Annotated in this window: 18 protein-coding genes and 1 pseudogene; 11 read left to right on the top strand and 8 right to left on the bottom strand. The window is 66.9% G+C overall.

The window, feature by feature from the left end:
- Window positions 1-461 (top strand): annotated as a pseudogene (locus ACRDU5_RS10550) (DNA polymerase III subunit gamma/tau); the annotation flags it as partial.
- Here ACRDU5_RS10550 and ACRDU5_RS10545 read toward each other — a convergent pair.
- The gene (locus ACRDU5_RS10545; RefSeq protein ID WP_526614441.1) at window positions 458-1,765 is read right to left on the bottom strand and encodes an SAM-dependent methyltransferase; all 1,308 of its coding nucleotides are present in this window, start codon (window positions 1,763-1,765) and stop codon (window positions 458-460) included. The pseudogene ACRDU5_RS10550 and the gene ACRDU5_RS10545 sit on opposite strands and share 4 nt — an antisense overlap.
- A gap of 28 nt (window positions 1,766-1,793) precedes the next feature.
- Window positions 1,794-3,197 (bottom strand): FAD-binding oxidoreductase, encoded by a 1,404-nt coding sequence (locus ACRDU5_RS10540; protein ID WP_526614440.1) that lies wholly within the window; start codon window positions 3,195-3,197, stop codon window positions 1,794-1,796.
- A gap of 64 nt (window positions 3,198-3,261) precedes the next feature.
- On the opposite strand from ACRDU5_RS10540, the gene ACRDU5_RS10535 reads away from it, so the two are divergent.
- Window positions 3,262-3,702 carry an SRPBCC family protein gene (locus ACRDU5_RS10535; protein WP_526614439.1) on the top strand — a complete coding sequence of 147 codons (441 nt, stop codon included), beginning with the start codon at window positions 3,262-3,264 and terminating at the stop codon, window positions 3,700-3,702.
- Here ACRDU5_RS10535 and ACRDU5_RS10530 read toward each other — a convergent pair.
- Window positions 3,699-4,445 (bottom strand): Rv3717 family N-acetylmuramoyl-L-alanine amidase, encoded by a 747-nt coding sequence (locus tag ACRDU5_RS10530; protein ID WP_526614443.1) that lies wholly within the window; start codon window positions 4,443-4,445, stop codon window positions 3,699-3,701. The genes ACRDU5_RS10535 and ACRDU5_RS10530 overlap by 4 nt on opposite strands.
- Window positions 4,446-4,548: 103 nt before the next feature.
- On the opposite strand from ACRDU5_RS10530, the gene ACRDU5_RS10525 reads away from it, so the two are divergent.
- From ACRDU5_RS10525 to ACRDU5_RS10515, 3 genes are all read left to right on the top strand, one after another.
- Window positions 4,549-4,884 (top strand): YbaB/EbfC family nucleoid-associated protein, encoded by a 336-nt coding sequence (locus ACRDU5_RS10525; protein WP_526614438.1) that lies wholly within the window; start codon window positions 4,549-4,551, stop codon window positions 4,882-4,884.
- Between the two features lies 1 nt (window position 4,885).
- The gene (gene recR, locus ACRDU5_RS10520; RefSeq protein WP_526614437.1) at window positions 4,886-5,497 is read left to right on the top strand and encodes a recombination mediator RecR; all 612 of its coding nucleotides are present in this window, start codon (window positions 4,886-4,888) and stop codon (window positions 5,495-5,497) included.
- Window positions 5,498-5,594: 97 nt separating this feature from the next.
- A complete protein-coding gene (locus ACRDU5_RS10515) occupies window positions 5,595-6,446 on the top strand; it encodes a type IV toxin-antitoxin system AbiEi family antitoxin (protein ID WP_526614436.1) in 852 nt (283 codons plus the stop codon).
- On the opposite strand, the gene ACRDU5_RS10510 is transcribed toward ACRDU5_RS10515, so the two are convergent.
- On the bottom strand, window positions 6,443-7,147 hold the full coding sequence (locus ACRDU5_RS10510) for a type 1 glutamine amidotransferase (protein ID WP_526614442.1): 705 nt from the start codon (window positions 7,145-7,147) through the stop codon (window positions 6,443-6,445). The two genes, ACRDU5_RS10515 and ACRDU5_RS10510, sit on opposite strands and share 4 nt — an antisense overlap.
- 4 nt (window positions 7,148-7,151) lie before the next feature.
- On the bottom strand, window positions 7,152-8,378 hold the full coding sequence (locus ACRDU5_RS10505; RefSeq protein ID WP_526614435.1) for a MurT ligase domain-containing protein: 1,227 nt from the start codon (window positions 8,376-8,378) through the stop codon (window positions 7,152-7,154).
- A 73-nt stretch (window positions 8,379-8,451) separates the two neighbouring features.
- Here ACRDU5_RS10505 and ACRDU5_RS10500 point away from each other — a divergent pair, with 73 nt between their 5' ends.
- Window positions 8,452-9,441: a DEDDh family exonuclease gene (locus ACRDU5_RS10500; RefSeq protein WP_526614433.1), complete on the top strand. Its 990-nt coding sequence runs from the start codon at window positions 8,452-8,454 to the stop codon at window positions 9,439-9,441.
- Between the two features lie 12 nt (window positions 9,442-9,453).
- Here the strand turns inward: ACRDU5_RS10500 and ACRDU5_RS10495 are convergent, their stop codons facing one another.
- The gene (locus tag ACRDU5_RS10495; RefSeq protein WP_526614431.1) at window positions 9,454-10,716 is read right to left on the bottom strand and encodes a cytochrome P450; all 1,263 of its coding nucleotides are present in this window, start codon (window positions 10,714-10,716) and stop codon (window positions 9,454-9,456) included.
- Between the two features lie 103 nt (window positions 10,717-10,819).
- Between ACRDU5_RS10495 and ACRDU5_RS10490 the strand changes: the two genes are divergently transcribed.
- From ACRDU5_RS10490 to ACRDU5_RS10470, 5 genes are read left to right on the top strand one after another with little or no spacing between them, the layout of a single operon-like run.
- On the top strand, window positions 10,820-11,983 hold the full coding sequence (locus ACRDU5_RS10490; protein ID WP_526614430.1) for a M24 family metallopeptidase: 1,164 nt from the start codon (window positions 10,820-10,822) through the stop codon (window positions 11,981-11,983).
- Complete coding sequence (locus tag ACRDU5_RS10485) at window positions 11,980-13,143, top strand: M24 family metallopeptidase (protein ID WP_526614429.1); 1,164 nt, start codon at window positions 11,980-11,982, stop codon at window positions 13,141-13,143. Before ACRDU5_RS10490 ends, ACRDU5_RS10485 begins: the two co-directional genes overlap by 4 nt.
- Window positions 13,143-13,595: a VOC family protein gene (locus ACRDU5_RS10480; protein WP_526614428.1), complete on the top strand. Its 453-nt coding sequence runs from the start codon at window positions 13,143-13,145 to the stop codon at window positions 13,593-13,595. The genes ACRDU5_RS10485 and ACRDU5_RS10480 overlap by 1 nt, the downstream gene beginning before the upstream one ends.
- A gap of 43 nt (window positions 13,596-13,638) precedes the next feature.
- Window positions 13,639-14,094, top strand: coding sequence for a hypothetical protein (locus tag ACRDU5_RS10475; protein ID WP_526614427.1), 456 nt, complete (start codon window positions 13,639-13,641; stop codon window positions 14,092-14,094).
- Window positions 14,004-14,657: a TetR/AcrR family transcriptional regulator gene (locus ACRDU5_RS10470; RefSeq protein ID WP_526614426.1), complete on the top strand. Its 654-nt coding sequence runs from the start codon at window positions 14,004-14,006 to the stop codon at window positions 14,655-14,657. The genes ACRDU5_RS10475 and ACRDU5_RS10470 overlap by 91 nt, the downstream gene beginning before the upstream one ends.
- Here ACRDU5_RS10470 and leuA read toward each other — a convergent pair.
- Both leuA and ACRDU5_RS10460 read right to left on the bottom strand, forming a co-directional pair.
- Window positions 14,654-16,480, bottom strand: coding sequence for a 2-isopropylmalate synthase (gene leuA, locus ACRDU5_RS10465; RefSeq protein WP_526614425.1), 1,827 nt, complete (start codon window positions 16,478-16,480; stop codon window positions 14,654-14,656). The genes ACRDU5_RS10470 and leuA overlap by 4 nt on opposite strands.
- Window positions 16,481-16,618: 138 nt before the next feature.
- Window positions 16,619-16,845, bottom strand: a 227-nt coding sequence (locus ACRDU5_RS10460; RefSeq protein WP_526614423.1) for a nitroreductase family protein, incomplete at its 5' end; no start/stop codon positions are given.

Raw genomic sequence — 16,845 nt, 5'->3', positions numbered from 1 at the left:
GGCCCGCCGAGCCGGTCGCCGGCGAGCCCGACGCGGCCGCGATACGTCGGCAGTGGTCCACCGTGCTGGACAAGGTGCGGGAGCGCAGCCGCACCCTGGTCGCGATGTTGGCCGACGCCAATGTCCGCGCCATCGACGGCGACACACTGGTGCTGTCTCACGAATCCGCGAACCTGGCCAAGCGGCTAACCGAGCAACGCAATGCCGAGGTCATCAACGAAGCGCTGAAGGATGCGCTGGGCATGGCGTGGAAGGTGCGCTACGAGGTCGGGTCGTCGGTCGCCGTGACAACCAGCGCCCCGGCAGCGGCCGAAGTCGACCAGGTTCAGCGCGACGAAGAGGACAGCATGCTGGCCGAGGCCGGCGACGACCCGTCCGACACCCCACGGCGAGATCCCGAAGAGGCCGCGCTCGAGTTACTGCAGAACGAACTCGGCGCCCGTCGCATCGACGGCGGCTAGGGCGTCCACCAGGGCCGCAGCGGCAGGCCGTCGTCGTTGCCGTCTTCATCGAGCTTGACCGCGAGCACCTGGTGCAGCTGCACGATGCTGGTCTCAAAGCCCAGCCGTGAGCCGGCCATGTACAGCCCCCACACCTTCGCGATCGGCAGCCCGACCTCGGCGACCGCTTCGTCCCAGTGCTCGACGAGGTTGGCGCACCAGCCGCGCAACGTCATCGCGTAGTGGTGGCGCAGGTTCTCTTCATGCACCACCTCCAGGCCGACGTCCTGGGCCTCGGTGATGATGCGGCCCGAACCGGTGAGTTCGGCGTCGGGGAAGACGTAGCGGTCGATGAAACCCCCGGCAATCGCCCCCGTGCTGTTGTCCGGCCGGGTGATGCTGTGGTTGAGCAGCAGCGCCCCGGTGCGCATCTTCGACTTCAGGAAACCGAAGTACGACGGGTAGTTGTGCACGCCGATGTGCTCGGTCAGGCCGATCGAGGACACCGCGTCGAAGCCGGTTTCACCGATGTCTCGGTAGTCGCCGTGCCGGACCTCGGCGAGATCGGTCAGGCCGTCCTCGGCGATCGCCTTCTGCGCCCAGGTCGCCTGTTCTTTCGAGAGGGTGACACCGGTCGCCGTCACGCCATGGCGGGCGGCATACCGGACCATGCCACCCCAGCCGCAGCCCACGTCGAGCAGCCGGTCGCCCGGCTTCAGCCGCAGCTTCTCGAACACCAGCCGGTATTTGTTCTCCTGCGCCTGCTCCAGCGAGGCGTCCGGGTGCGGGTAGCACGCGCAGGTGTAGGTCATCGACGGGCCGAGTACCCACTCGTAGAACGTGTTGGAGACGTCGTAGTGGTGATGGATCGCCTCGGCGTCGCGGGTTCGACTGTGCCGCAAGCCCTCCGCCATGCGGCGCCACCGGGGCAGCGCCTCCTGCGGCGGCGGTGCGATCGGCTTGAGGTGCTCGAAGCCGATCGAGCGGATGATGTTGGCCAGCACCCGCGCCGGTGGGCGCTTGAAGTCCATCTTGTCGGCAAGCGCCTTGAGCAGCTCATACGGGTCGCCGGGATGCACACCGTGCGGTTCCAGGTCGCCGGATACGTATGCGCGGGCCAGCCCGAGATCGCCTGGCGCGGTGGCGAGATAGGTCGTCCCGCGTGGAGTCAGCAGATCCAGCCCGAGGGTGGCGTCGTCGGGTCCGGCCGAACTGCCGTCGTAGGCGGTGAATTTGAGCGGTAGTTGACCGGCGGCCAGGATCTCCAGGATCTCGGCCAGGGTCAGCTTTCTGCTGGTCGGCGCGTGTTCTTTGAATGTGGTCATCGCTGTCCTCCGCTCTTCGCGCAAGCGCTCATCGCCGTTGTACCGCCTTCGCATACAGGTCGAGGAGACGTGAATCGGGGTCGTATGTCTTCTTTACGGTCTTATAGGCTTCCCCGCCATAGAGTTCGTCGAACTCGTCGGGTGAATAAAAGGCATCGGAGTACAGGGATTTGTGCCCGTCCAGCTCGCTGACCTTGCGCTCGATCAGCCGGTTCGTCTCGCCCTCGGTGGCACCGGCCGGGACCGACGACCAGAAGCCGACGTTGACATAGGTGTGGTGCGACCGAAGTGGATAAAGTGGCCAGGCCCCGCCCGATTTCGGGTCGTCGCGTAGCCGCAGCGGGCACAGCCAGATCGGCTCGATCGGCACGTTCGCCAGGAACCAGTCGAGGAACTCCGAACACCGCTCGATCGGCACTTCGACGTCCTGGACGACGCGTTCGCTTGTGGATCGGACAGGCGAACGAATACTGCGCTTCTCGATCCGGTCGGCGATGTTGAACCGCTGGTCGTAGGCGATCAGCTTCCAGTAGAAGCTGCTGCGCCGATAGCGCCGCGGCCACAGCCGCCTGACCTTGGGGTGCTGCGCGCCGAATGCCCGCGAACACCAGAACCAGTCGGTGTCCCACCGCCACAGATAGTCGTGGATGGTGAGCCGGTCGTGCTTCTCTTTGTCGGCGTGCTGGATGGACCGGTAGTAGATCCGCTGACCGGTGTAGTCGCTGACCGGTCCGGGTGTGGAGGTCTGGAAACCAAGTGTCAGATAGCTTTCGTCGGCGCTGAACACCACGCCGTCCAGGTAATCGACCGGGCAGCCGTCGATGCCGCCGGTCTCGATGATGCGGTCCATCGTCGCGACCATGTCGGCCAGCGAGTGAAACCGCAGATGCTTCAATGCCACGAACGGCTTGACGGATTCCAACTCGATCCTCAGCCGTACCGAATAGCCAAGTGTGCCATAGGAATTCGGGAAGGCGCGGTAAAGATCGGCGTTGTGCTCAGGCGATGCGGTGAGCACTTCGCCGGTGCCGGTGAGAATGTCCATCTCCAGCACCGACTCGTGTGGCAATCCGTTGCGGAACGACGCCGACTCGATGCCGAGCCCGGTGACCGCACCGCCCAGGGTGATGGTCTTCAGTTGCGGGACGACCAGCGGCGACAGCCCGAACGGCAGCGTGGCGGCCACGAGGTCCGCGTAGGTGCACATGCCCGCGACGTCGGCGGTGCGGGCGTCCGGGTCGATAGCAAGGACACCCGTCAGGCCGGAAACGTCCAGCCCCTTGGCGTTGCTCTTCGCCCGCGCCCGGAACAGATTGGAGGTCGGCTTGGCCAGCCGTACGGTGGCGGTCGGCGGGATCACACGGTAGCTGGCGAGGAGCCGCTCAACCCCCGCGGCGTGAGCGGCCCGTGCGTCGGTTGACGGAACAGACACAGATATACGCTAGTCCGCGGTCGCAGCCGACGCGACCGCACCGCTACGACAGGAGTCATGCCCGATGGGACAGGTCAGCGCGTCCAGCACCGTCTTGATCGACGCCGAGCCGGCGGCTGTGTTGGCGGCCGTCGCCGATTACCGGACGGTCCGTCCGAAGATCCTCTCCGCGCATTACAGCGACTACCAGGTGCTCGAGGGCGGTCAAGGCGCCGGCACCGTGGTGACCTGGAAGCTGCAGGCCACCGAGTCGCGGGTCCGCGACGTCAAGGCCAACGTCGACGTGGCCGGGCACACCGTGATCGAGAAGGACGCCAACTCGACGATGGTGACCAACTGGACCGTCGCACCCGCGGGGCCCGGCTCGTCCGTCACGACCAAGACCTCGTGGCAGGGCGCCGGCGGCATCAAGGGCTTTTTCGAGAAGACGTTTGCGCCGTTGGGACTCAAGAAGATCCAGGCAGAGGTTCTGGACAACCTCAAGAAGAGCGTCGAGGCCGGCTAGCGGCGCTGCACGCCGAGGAAGCCCGCGATGCCGCGCACGACGGCGTCGGCGTACTTCTGCCTGCCGGCGGGAGTGGTGATCAACCCCGCATCGGCGGGGTTCTTCATGTTGCCCAGCTCAACGAGGATGGACGGGAACTGCGCGAGGTTCAGCCCGGCGATGTCCGAGCGCGGGTTCAGGCCGCCGGAGCCGATGTAGGTCGAGGGCACCAGACCCGACACCTGCAGCTGGTCGCGCATGGCCTGCGCGAACTGCACCGACGGGCCGGCCTGAACCTGGTTGAGCGGCGGCGACGAGTAGAGCACGTGGAAACCGCGCCCGGTCGGCGGGCCGCCGTCGGCGTGGATGCTCACGATGGCGTTGGGCTTCAGGGCGTTGGCCATCGCCGCCCGCTCGTCGACGCACGGGCCCAGCCCGGTGTCGTTGCCCCGTGACATCGCGGTCCGCACGCCCAGCGCCGTGAGCGCCTGGCGGATGCGCAGCGTGGTGTCCCAGGTGAAGGTGTGCTCGGGGTAGCCGTCGTTGGTCGAGGTACCGCTTTCCTGGCAGTTCTTGGTGCCGCCGCGGCCGGTGGGCACCTGACGGCTGATCGAGGAGTCGTTGGACCCGTTGTGGCCGGGGTCGAGGAAGACGATCATGCCCGCGATGTTGGCTGGCGCCGCGGTTGCCGGGGCGGCCAGTGTCGACGCGGCTACCAGCAAGCCGGCAGCCGCGATGGCGCCGACACGCGGGATGGCGGGCACGTGCACCGCGTCAAGGTAGCCCGCGGGCGACTAGGCTGAAAGACCAAACCGCCGCGTGCGAGCGAGCGAAACCAAGTCGAGACAAAGACGCAAGGGGACTGTCATGCAACCCGGAGGCGACCAGCCCGATATGTCGGCGCTCCTCGCGCAGGCGCAGCAGGTGCAGCAGAAGCTGATGGAAGCCCAGGAACAGCTCGCCAATGCCGAGGTGCACGGCCAGGCCGGCGGTGGGCTGGTCCAGGTCACCATGAAGGGCAGCGGCGAGGTGGTGGGTGTGTCGATCGACCCGAAGGTCGTCGACCCCGACGACGTCGAAACGCTGCAGGATCTCATCGTCGGTGCGCTGACCGACGCGTCCAAGCAGGTCACCATCCTCGCCCACGACCGGCTCGGACCGCTGGCCGGCGGCATGGGCGACTTGGGCATACCGGGGCTCTAACTTGTTCGAAGGACCGGTTCAGGACCTCATCGACGAGCTGGGCAAGCTGCCGGGCATCGGCCCGAAGAGCGCGCAGCGCATCGCTTTTCACCTGTTGTCGGTGGAGCCGCCGCAGATTGATCGGCTTACCGGTGTGTTGGCAAGAGTCCGCGACGGCGTGAAGTTCTGCGCGGTGTGCGGCAACGTCTCCGACGACGACCGCTGCCGAATTTGCAGCGATTCCCGTCGGGACGCGTCCTTGGTGTGTGTCGTGGAGGAGCCCAAGGATGTGCAGGCCGTCGAGCGAACCCGCGAATTCCGCGGCCGCTACCACGTATTGGGTGGGGCGCTGGATCCGCTATCCGGTGTCGGGCCCGAGCAGCTGCGCATTCGTGAGCTGCTCAACAGGATCGGCGAGCGCGTCGACGGTGTGGAAATCACCGAGGTCATCATCGCGACGGACCCGAACACCGAGGGCGAGGCGACGGCCACCTACCTGGTCCGGATGCTGCGCGACATCCCCGGTCTGACCGTCACCCGCATCGCGTCGGGCCTGCCGATGGGCGGGGACCTGGAGTTCGCCGACGAGCTCACCCTGGGCCGCGCCCTCGCCGGCCGCCGCGCCCTCACCTGAATTCCCGCGAAATCTGAGTTTTGTAGAGGTCTTCTCGCACTTTCCCTACAAAACCCGGATTTCGAGAGCTGTCGGTGCCTGGCTGCATCATGAAGCGATGGGTGAGGTCATCTTGGGCGGCGAGGCCGTAGCGGCGGGTCGGGCCACCCGCCATGAACTGCGGCGGTGGTACACCAATCTGTATCGCGGCGTGTACGTCCGCAAGGGCTGCGAGGTGTCGCTGCGGGAGCGAGCAATCGGAGCCTGGTTGGTGTCGCGCCGCAAAGGAGTGGTGGCGGGTGTGGCGGCATCGGCCCTGCACGGTGCTCCATGGGTCGACCCGACGCAGCCGATCGAGCTCGCCGGTGCGAAATGCACGCCGCAAGAGGGGTTGATCCCGCGTACAGAGCGGTTGGCAGACGACGAAGTCACCCGTATCGCGGGGCTGCCAGCCACGACAAGAGTTCGCACCGCCTTTGATCTGGGTCGGCACCTGGACCGCCCGCAGGCGCTGGCCCGCCTGGACGCGCTCATGTGGAACCAGTTCTTCTCGATCGACGAAGTGCTGGCGCTCGCTGAGCGGTATCCGCGCGCGCGGGGTGTACGCCAACTCCGCGAGCTGCTCCCTCTCGTCGACGGTGGCGCAGAATCCCCGCGCGAGAGCCAGATTCGGTTGCGGCTGCACGATGCCGGATTTCGGCGTCCGGAAACGCAGATACCTGTGTTGGTGGGCTCGCGCCCGGTCGCGTTCCTCGACATGGGCTGGCCGGACTTCAAAGTCGCTGTCGAATACGACGGTGACCATCACCGCAAAGATCGCGACCAATACGTAAAGGACATCGCGAGGCTTCGGATGTTGGAAGCGATGGGGTGGATCGTCATTCGGGTCGTCGCCGAAGATCGTCCCGAGGAGTGGCTGGCCAGAGTTGAGGCGGCGTTGATCAGCCGCGGCGGCAGCATCGCCGCTTAGGCGCGGCGGGGGGCGGCGAGGCGTTCACGGCGCAGCAGCGCGACCTCATCAAGCTCCAGCGGCGCCAGCTCACCGACAACACGCGACAACAGCAGATCGGCCAGTTCAGGATTGCGGGCCAGACACGGGCCATGCAGGTAAGTGGCGACGACGCTGCCCTGCACCGCGCCGTCGATTCCGTCGCCGGCCCGGTTACCCGCGCCCTTCGTGACGGCGCCCAGCGGCTTGGCCCCAGCGCCCAAAACCGTGCCGCCGCGGTGATTTTCGAAGCCGGTCAGGCGTTCCGTGAGGCCAGGCAGCAGCGGCTGCGACAGCACCTCGCCGATGGTGCGCTTCGGCTGCGGGGACGTGGTGACATCCAACAGCCCGACCCCGTCGACCCGCTCGCCGGTGGAGGTCTCGTACCAGTGGCCGAGCACCTGGATGGCCGCGCAGATCGCCAGCACCGGCGCGCCCCGACCCGCCGCTTCCTGGAGACCTGGATATCGGATGAGATGCCGCGTCGCCAGCCGCTGTGCGTAGTCCTCCGCCCCACCGAGGGTGTACAGATCCAATGACTCCGGCACCGGGTCGGACAACGTGATCTCGACGATCTCGGCGTCGATGTCGCGCAGCCGCAACCGTTGACACAACACCACCGCGTTGCCGCCGTCGCCGTAAGTACCCATGACGTCGGGCAGCACCAGCCCGATCCGCACCACGGCGTCAGACATCGGCGAGCACCCGGTTGAGCTGCAGGAACGCCGTGTAGTTCGCGATCACCTCGACGTGTCCCGGCGGACACGACTTGATGGCGGCCATCGTGTCGTGCACCAGCGTGTGATCCACGCCCGCATAGCCCAGCCGCACGGCCAGGTCGGTGCCGCGTTCACCGGCGGCCACCACGTGTGTGTCCTCGAAATGCTCGAAGCGGACGTCCCACAGCCAGGACAGGTCCTCGCCGTCGGGGACCTGCCCGTTGACGGCGATCACCACGCCGGCGCCGTGCTTGTCGACCATCGACAGCGCTTCCTGCCAGCCGGCCGGATTCTTGGCCAGCAGCAGCCGGGCGGTGTGCTCACCCAGCCGCACCGTGCGGTACCGGCCGGCGACCTCGTCGACATCCGACACGGCCGCCACCGCCAACGCCGGGTCGGCGCCCATCGCCACTGAAGCCGCGACGGCCTGAGTGGCGTTGCCGCGGTTGACCGTTCCCGGCAGCGCCAGCCGCATCGGCATCGAAAACCCGTCGGGCCCATAGATGTTGACGTCGTCGAACCACCACTGCGGGCTCGGCCGTTTGAAATCCGTGCCGGTCGAGTACCAATGCGTGCGCTCGCGGACGATGATCTCGCCGCTGCGCGGACAGCTCACCGAGTCAGCCGCCCAGCCGCCGCCCGCGGCCACCCACACCACGTTCGGGCTGTCGTAGGCCGCCGACGTCATCAGCACGTCGTCGCAATTGGCGACGACCACCGTCGACGGGTGCCGGGCCAGCCCGGCCCGCAGCGTGCGCTCGATGTGATTGATCTCGCCGACCCGGTCCAGCTGGTCGCGGGACAAATTGAGCAAGACGACGACTGACGGCGACAGGGCTTCACTGACGTGCGGCACGTGCATTTCGTCGACCTCCAGCGCCACCAGCTCCGCGTCGCGGGCACCGGCCAGCGCGGCCACCAGGCCGGCGTCCATGTTGGCGCCCTCGGCATTGGTGGCGACGGGCCCCAGCGTGCCCAGCGCCGCAGCGGTCATCCGGGTGGACGTCGACTTGCCATTGGTGCCGGTGATCACGGCCGTGCGCCGGCCTTCGCCGAGCTGACGCAGGATCGACTTGTCCAGCGTGAGCGCGACCAGGCCGCCGATCATCGCACCGGCGCCACGGCCGGTAACCCGCGACGCCCGCCGCGCGGCAGCCCCGGCCGCCAGCGCAATACGTCCACGAGCGGTGGCCATTCCCGGCATTTTAGGTGGCCGACACGCTTGCCAGCGATCCGGCGATGTCGGACTATCGTGCAATCCTCAAAATGTGAGCCAAACCTGGGGCCGGCCGGCTGCCGAGCCCGGCGCGGGCTGGGCTGTCGTCGACGTCGAGACGACAGGCTTCCGACCCGGGCAGGCCCGCATCGTCAGCCTCGCCGCGCTGGCGGTCGGCGACGACGGCAACGTCGAACGCAGCGTCGCCACCCTGCTCAACCCCGGCGTCGATCCCGGGCCCACCCACGTGCACGGCCTGACCGCCGAGATGCTCGCCGACCAGCCCTGCTTCGGCGACGTCGTCCCCGAGCTGGTCGAGGTGCTGCGCGACCGCACGCTGGTGGCCCACAACGTCTCCTTCGACTACGCGTTCCTGGCCGCCGAGGCCGAGCGGGCCGGGGTGGAGCTGCCCGTCGACAGCGTCATGTGCACGGTGGAGCTGGCCCGGCGGCTCGACCTGGGCACCGACAACATGCGGTTGGAGACGCTGGCGTCGCACTGGGGCATCAGCCAGATGAGGCCGCACGACGCACTCGACGACGCCCTGGTGCTGGCCCAAATTCTCACGCCGGCGCTGGTGCGTGCGCGGGAGCGCAACGTCTGGCTGCCGCTGCGGCCGGTGTCGCGGCGGACCTGGCCCAACGGCCAGGTCACGCACGACGAGCTACGTCCGCTGAAGATGCTGGCGTCCCGGCTGGCGTGCCCGTACCTCAACCCCGGCCGGTTCGTCCGGGGCCGGCCCCTGGTGCAGGGCATGCGGGTCGCGTTGTCGGCCGAGGTGACCCACACCCACGAGGAACTCGTCGAGCGAATCCTGCATGCCGGACTGGCCTATACCGATGCCGTCGACCCGGAAACGTCGCTGGTGATCTGCAACGAGCCCGACCCCGAACAGGGCAAGGGCTATCAGGCACACGAGCTGGGCGTGCCACTGGTCGCCGACGCCGAATTCATGCGCGCGCTCGAGGACGTGGTCGGCGGTACCGACATCGAGGACTTCACCGACCACACCCTCAACGGCGGACAGTTCGCCCTCTTCTGAGCGAAGGTCCGGTCACTCGGGGCGCGACGTGCCCAGGGACACTCCCGGCGTGAACGTGACGGGAAGCTTGCCCAGTCCCGTCATGGTGGGGTTACCGCGGTATTCGTGGACACCGCCGAGGTCGACCCGATAGTCGGGAATGCGATCGAGAACCGCCTTCACCATCATCTCGAACATGACGCGCGCCAGCGGGGCCCCGATGCATCGATGCGCCCCGAGCCCGAAGGCGACGTGATGGTTGGGTGTGCGATCCAGTACCACCTCGCCGGCCCGCTCAAACTCCTGCTCGTCGTGGTTGGCGGCGAGCCAGCTGATCAGCACCTGGTCGTTGCGCCGAAGCTGCTGACCGCCCAGGACGGTGTCGCGGCTGACTGTGCGGCTCAGTTGCTTGTTGACCGAGCAGAAGCGAAGAAATTCGTCTGCTGCGGAGCGATACAGCTCGGGACGGTCGATGAGCTGTTGCCGCAGATCCGGGTGGGTGCCGAGGTGACGAAGGCTCAGCGCGGTCAGCGACGTCGTGGTGTCGACGCCGCCGCCGATGAGATTCCAGAGGATGTCCAGCAGCTGGGTGTCGTCCAGCCGCTTGCCGTCGAACTCGAACTGCACCAGGAAGCTCGTCAGGTCGTCGCCGGGATCGGCCCGTCGGGCCGCCGTGAACTTCAGCAGACCGTCGAGCATCGCCGGGACCTCGGCGATCGCCTTGTTGTACTCATCGGGGTCGGAGGCGGCCATCACCGAGTGGAAGAGGTTGGCGTACAGCCGCCAGTTGTCGTACGGCAGGCCCATCAGCCTCATGGTCAGAATCGCCGGAACAGGACTGGCGTAGTCCAGGACGAGGTCCATCTGCCCGTCGGCGATCCGTTGGTCGAGAAACCAGTGCACCGACTGCTCCATGAACGGTCGCATCTTCTCGACGGCTCCCGACGAGAAGAACGGGGTCAGTGCCCGCCGCAGGGCCAGGTGGTACGGGCCGTCGACCTCGCCGATACCCAGGGGCGGTTGACCTTCGGGCCGTGGAACCCCCATCTCGCCCCGGTAGTTCACGCCGTCGGCGGCATCGGGTTCGTACTTGTGCGCGAACGTGTCGCCGTCGCGCGCCGCCGCCGCCACCTCGTCATAACCGGTGACAAACCAGAATCCGCCGTACGTCTTGTTCCACGCGACGGGACACCGGCGGCGCAGATCGGCGTTGACTTGCAGCTCGTTGAGGTTGAACTCGTCGGAGTGATGGTCGATGTCAACGATCGCGTCAGCGCTGACGTCCGGACGGCCCATTGCGCTATCTTTGCATCTTTAAGGAGGTAGGACCATCGACGATTGGTCTGCAGGAGCGACGATCGGCGGATCGACGATCCCGGCCCTGCCCGACCTTGCCCGCATGCGCTGCGAGCGCTTTGCGCGATTGCAGGATCAGCTCGAATCGCAGGGTGTCGACGGCCTCGTTCTGCTCGGGTCCAGTTCGTTGGCCTACGCCACCGGCGCCGCGACACCCGCACAGGACGGTGACCACGCCGCGCTGTTCCGTCCCGTCGCGGTCGTCGTGAACGGGGACTCGGCGCCGCACCTCTACACGGCTTATCCCGACGGGGCGCCCGACGATCTCCCCGACGATCATCTGCACGGGCCGCTGTTCCCGGATCTCGACGACGGTATCGAGGTGTTCGCCGGCGCGTTGGCCGACCACTTCACCCCCGGTGCCCGGGTCGGTGTCGACGACCAGACCCATGCGATGCTGCGCGGTCTGCCCGCCTTCGACTGGGTCGACGCATCGGACGTGGTGGGCCGCGCGAAGATCACCAAGACGCCCGACGAAGTGTCCTGCATACGGAACGCGCAGCTACTGAACGAGCTTGCGATGGTGGACGCATTGGCGGTCCTTCGTCCGGGAGTGCGGCAGACCGATCTGAGCGCGGTGTTCCTGCGCCGAATCTTCGAACTCGGCGCCTCCGCGAACGGGATCGATCCCATCTGGCAGGTGATGGCGCCGAGCCGTGACCTCGGCCCGTGGACGCTGCACGGCGACCTCGCCTATCCGACGGTCACCACCGACCGGTTCCTGCGGGAAGGCGACGTCATCTGGGTCGACGCCGGAATCACCTGGGAGGGTTACGCCTCCGACTACGGACGGACCTGGATCACCGGCGCCGACCCAGTCCCGAATGCCAAGCAGGAAGCGCAGTTCCGCCGGTGGCGGACTGTCGTCGACGCAGCGCTGGACATTCTCAAACCGGGCGCGTCCGCGCTGTCGCTCGGCCGGGCCGCGATCGAGGCCAATGACGGCGTCCGGCCCTGGATCGAGCATTTCTATCTCGCGCACGGGGTGGGCACCGAGAGCGCCGAAATGCCGCTTATCGGAACCGACTTCGGCAATCAGTTCGACGAGCGACTGATCATGCAGCCGGGGATGGCCGTCGTCTTCGAGCCGGTAATCTGGGAAGACGGCGCGGCGGGCTATCGCTCGGAAGACATTGTGGCCGTGACGGATACGGGCTGGGTAAAACTCAGCGGATCGACCTACGACCCGTATGGACTCACCGCATGAGCCCCACGCCGCGCGATCGCGGATTGCTCACCGGAACGATGGGCCTCGAGGACGACGCACGTGTCGACTTCGCCCGGCTGCGTGCCGAACGCCGCGCAAAGGTGTTCTCCGGCATGGAGCGTCACGGACTCGATGCCCTGATGCTCGGCGGTGTCGGCGACGTGCGTTATGCGACGGGCGCCCGCCAACTCGGGCGCGCCGGTGTGCTTCCGTTCGCGCCGGTCGCCGTGGCGGTGCGGGCAACCGGTCGCGTGCATCTGCTGTCGACCTGGGACGAGGGCGTGCCGCCGGAGATCGGCCGCGAGGATCTCTACGGCCTGAGCTGGAACCCCGCCAACCTCGCGGCCTCACTCGCGGTCATCCCGGGCCTGCGCGAGTCACGGCGGGTCGGCACCGACGGTCTGACGCCGATGTTCGCCGGCTTGATCTCCCGTCTCGTCACCCCGGCCGAGCTGGTGGACGCAGCTCCGGTGATGGCTACCGCCCGACGGACCAAGACGCCGGACGAGATCACCTGCCTGGTGGTGGCGTCGGCCATCGCGGAGGCGGCGCTGAGTGCGCTCGACGACGCCCTCGAACCGGGCATCACCGAGCGTCAACTGCTCGGTCTGTACTACGAGTGTGTGGCCAGTCTCGGAGCTCCGATCGCGCCGTCGGAGAGCGTCGGCTTCGCCGCACCCACCCGCGGTCATGTGACGTTTCGCCATCTGGCATCCGACCGCCCCGTGGGGGACGGCGAGTTAGTCGTCCTGACACCGGGAGCCCTCTACGCCGGATACGAGGCCGGCCTGGCCCGAACGCGGGTGGCCGGGCGCTCCGCTCCTGAAGGCACGGCGGATCTTGCTTCGCGATGCGCCCGAAGCATGGACGCGCTGATGGCCGCCTGCCGACCGGGGAACACCGGGGCCGACCTATACCGCGCCTGGGAGAACGCAGGAAACCCGGACTCGTTCGTGGCATTGGCGCATGGGCTGGGACTCGGCGCCGAACCGCCGGTGATCGGTCTGGGCCGGGGCTCCGCTGCCGCACTCGAGGAGGGCATGGTGCTCAGCGTGCAGTCGTGGGTCACCGAGCAGGGCGTCGGGGGCTGTCTGGAGCGAGCCACTGTACACATTGAGAGCGCCGGGCCGTTGGCACTCACGCGCTACGGAAGGCTGTAATGACCAGTCACCGAACGGTTTTCAACCACGTTGGGTTATGCGTCGCGGATCGGGCGCGATCGCGCCGGTTCTACGAGGGTCTACTCGGGTTCGCGTTCTGGTGGGAACTCGAACCGCCCGATGACGGCACCGACAAGCTTCTGCAGTTGGCCAAGCCGGTCGGACTGCACGCGACGTACCTGGTGCGCGACGGCCTCGTGCTGGAACTCCTCGACTACTCGAAGCGCGACGTCCACACCGGACCGCAGCGGGTGATGGACCAAGTCGGCCTGACGCATCTGTCGCTGTCGGTGTCCGGTCTTGGCGGCGTGCTGGCGCTGGTCGAGGACTTCGGCGGATCGGTTGTCGACGCGACCGTCTCCGAGCAGTCGGCAATGATCCGTGACCCAGACGGGCAGTTGATCGAGCTGCTCGCGGACTCCTGGCTCGCGGTTCTGCCGCCCCGTCCCTAGACCCTCTTGCAATCACTACGTTCGTAGTGGTAACGTCTGCGCCATGACAACCACTACAGACGTAGTACAAGGGAAGTCCTTCAAGGACACCTTCCGTCGGCACGGCTACTTCTTCCGCGAAGCCGCCATGCTCACCATCTCGATCGGCGTGATTTGGCATGTGTATCGGGTGATTTTCGGCGACGACTTGACCATGCGTTACATGGTCACGCCGACGACCGACAAGATCCTGCTGGTGCCGATGACCTACGCCGCGATCACCGGCATCCTGCTCCTGGTGAACCACCGGGTCCGGTTCGCCAACAAGCGACACCGGGCGCTGTTCACCGGCTCGGTGGTCTACATCGCCGGTAGCGTGCCGCTGCACATCTACTGCAGCTACATCATCTGGGACACCACCCTGATGACGTGGTTCCCGATGTGGTTCAGCTACTTCCTGTTGATCGTCGTGTACCCGGCGTTCCTGACGATGTTCTGGCGTCTGCAATACAAGAACTGATGCCGCCCAACCCCGAACGACGCACTCAGATCCTCGACGCCGCGATCGACATCCTCTGCGATGACGGCGTCGGGGGTCTGACGCATCGCCAAGTCGACAGCCGAGCCAGCCTCCCGGCCGGAACGACATCGAACTATTTCAGGACTCGACAGGCGCTGCTCGAGGCGACCGCCGCCCGAACCGTGGACTTGCATTGGCAGCGCGTCGAGATGCTGCAGTCAGCCGTGGGCCCGATCTCCCGCGACGGCCTCAAATCCCTGATGGTCCGAATGCTCGAACCAGACGAGCAGTTCCGCCGCTGGACGCTCGCGAGATTCGAACTCTTCGTGGAAGGCACTCGACGCCCGGAGCTTCGGCCGTTCATCAAAGAGCTTCAGGCCGCAGCGGTGAAATCGGCCCGTGTCATCTTCGAGGCGGCAGGACTGAGCCCTACCTCCGACCAAATGGAACAGATGAGCAGGCTGCTGAATGGTTTCGTGTTCAGCAACCTGACAATCCCGGGCAGCATCGAAGATCCGGCCAGCCTGATCGACCGACTGTTGAGCGCCTGCTTCGACGACTAGGTCCGCGCCGCCCGGTTGACCGCCGACACCACGGCCCGCAACGACGCGGTGGTGATCGACGTCGCGATGCCGGCACCCCAGATCGTCTGGCCGTTCACCGACGCCTCCACATACGCGGCGGCCTTCGCCTCTTCGCCCGCCGACATCGCGTGCTCGGAGTAATCCAGCACGTGGACGTGGATCCCGACTCCGGACAGCGCGTCGACGAACGCGGCGAGCGGGCCGTTGCCCGAGCCCTCGATCTCGGTTTCGACGCCGTCGATCTTGACGACGGCCTTGATGGTGTCCGTCCCGCCGTCCACCTCCGAGGCGATGACCTGCTGCCGGATCCGCTCCAGCGGCCGCACCGGCATCAGGTACTCCTCGGCGAAGACGTCCCACATCTCCTTGGACGACACCTCGCCGCCCTCGCCCTCGGTGATCTTCTGGATCGCCTGTGAGAACTCGATCTGCAGCCGGCGCGGCAACGCCAGCCCGTGATCGGCCTTCATGATGTAGGCCACGCCGCCCTTGCCGGATTGCGAGTTCACCCGGATGACGGCCTCATAGGTGCGGCCGACGTCCTTGGGGTCGATCGGCAGATACGGCACTTGCCAAATAAGGTCGGCCTCGTCTCGGCCCTCTTGGTCGGCTGACACCTTCATCGCGTCCAGGCCCTTGTTGATGGCGTCCTGGTGGCTCCCGGAGAAGGCGGTATACACCAGATCGCCGCCATACGGGTGACGTTCGGGCACTGGCAGTTGGTTGCAGTACTCGACGGTGCGCCGGATCTCGTCGATGTTGGAGAAGTCGATCTGCGGGTCGATGCCGCGGCTGAACAGATTCAGGCCCAGCGTCACGATGCACACGTTGCCGGTGCGTTCGCCGTTGCCGAACAGGCAGCCCTCGATCCGGTCGGCACCGGCCTGATGGCCCAACTCGGCTGCGGCGACGGCGGTTCCGCGGTCGTTGTGCGGGTGCAGGCTCAGAATGACGCTGTCGCGGCGGGCCAGGTTGCGGTGCATCCACTCGATAGAGTCGGCGTAGACGTTCGGGGTTGCCATCTCGACGGTGGCCGGCAGGTTGAAGATGATCGGGTTGGCCGGCGTCGGCTGGATGATGTCGCCGACCGCGTCACACACCTGCTTGGCGTACTGCAGCTCGGTGCCGGTGTAGGACTCCGGTGAATACTCGAACCGCCACACCGTGCCGGGGTATTTCCCGGCCTCCTCGACGCACTTGCGCGCCCCGTCGGTGGCGATCGACTTCACCGATTCGCGGTCCCCGCGGAACACCACGCGCCGCTGCAGGATCGACGTCGAACTGTAGAAGTGCACGATCGCCCGGGGCGCGCCCTCGCAGGCCTCGAAGGTGCGCTCGATGAGCTCCGGCCGGCACTGCGTCAACACCTGGATGGTGACGTCTTCGGGGATCGCACCCTCAGTGATGATGTCGCGGACGAAGTCGAAATCGGTCTGGCTGGCGGACGGGAATCCGACCTCAATCTCCTTGTAGCCCATGCGGACCAGCAAGTCGAACATGCGCCGTTTGCGGGCCGGGCTCATCGGGTCGATGAGTGCCTGGTTGCCGTCGCGCAGGTCCACCCCACACCACATCGGCGCCTTGGTGGCGACCCGGTCGGGCCAGGTGCGGTCGGGCAGCTCGATCGGTTCGACTTCTTCAGCGAACGGCCGGTAGCGCGATATCGGCATCGAGGTGCCGCGTTGGGTGTTCCACGCCGGCTGGCCGGGACGGGGGGCGCCGGACGGGGTCTTGATAGTGCGCGCCGATACGAAGGCATCGGCGGCGTCGGTTACTTCGACGCGAGGATCGGTGGGAGTCATGGGGCTGCTTTCCAGTCTCAAAGGAATACGACCGGCGCATCGCGAACACCCGCGACGGGAAGCCGGCCTGGATCAGACCCCGTCGCGGCTGCCGAGAAGGAGCACCCGCTGCACGTCGAACACTCTATCAAGCTCGCTTTACGGCTGAAAGGGCTGGCCCCAGCCGCCGGCGAACACCACTTCCGCCAGTGGCAGCCGTTGGCGTCCCTGTGCGTCGCGTTCCAGGATCTCCGGCGGTGCGGTGTCGTAGTCGCCCAGGGAACCGATGGCCACAACGGCAACCGGCCGCACACCGGGCGGAATGCCGAACACGTCGCGGGCACCGTCGGCGTTGAAGCCGGCCATCGGGTGAGCGATCAGTCCCC

Origin of the sequence: Mycobacterium sp. (assembly GCF_050701515.1) — a bacterium.
GTDB lineage: Bacteria > Actinomycetota > Actinomycetes > Mycobacteriales > Mycobacteriaceae > Mycobacterium.
The sequence above is the reverse complement of the archived record's forward strand: the minus strand, read 5'-3'. Positions and strand labels throughout refer to the sequence as shown.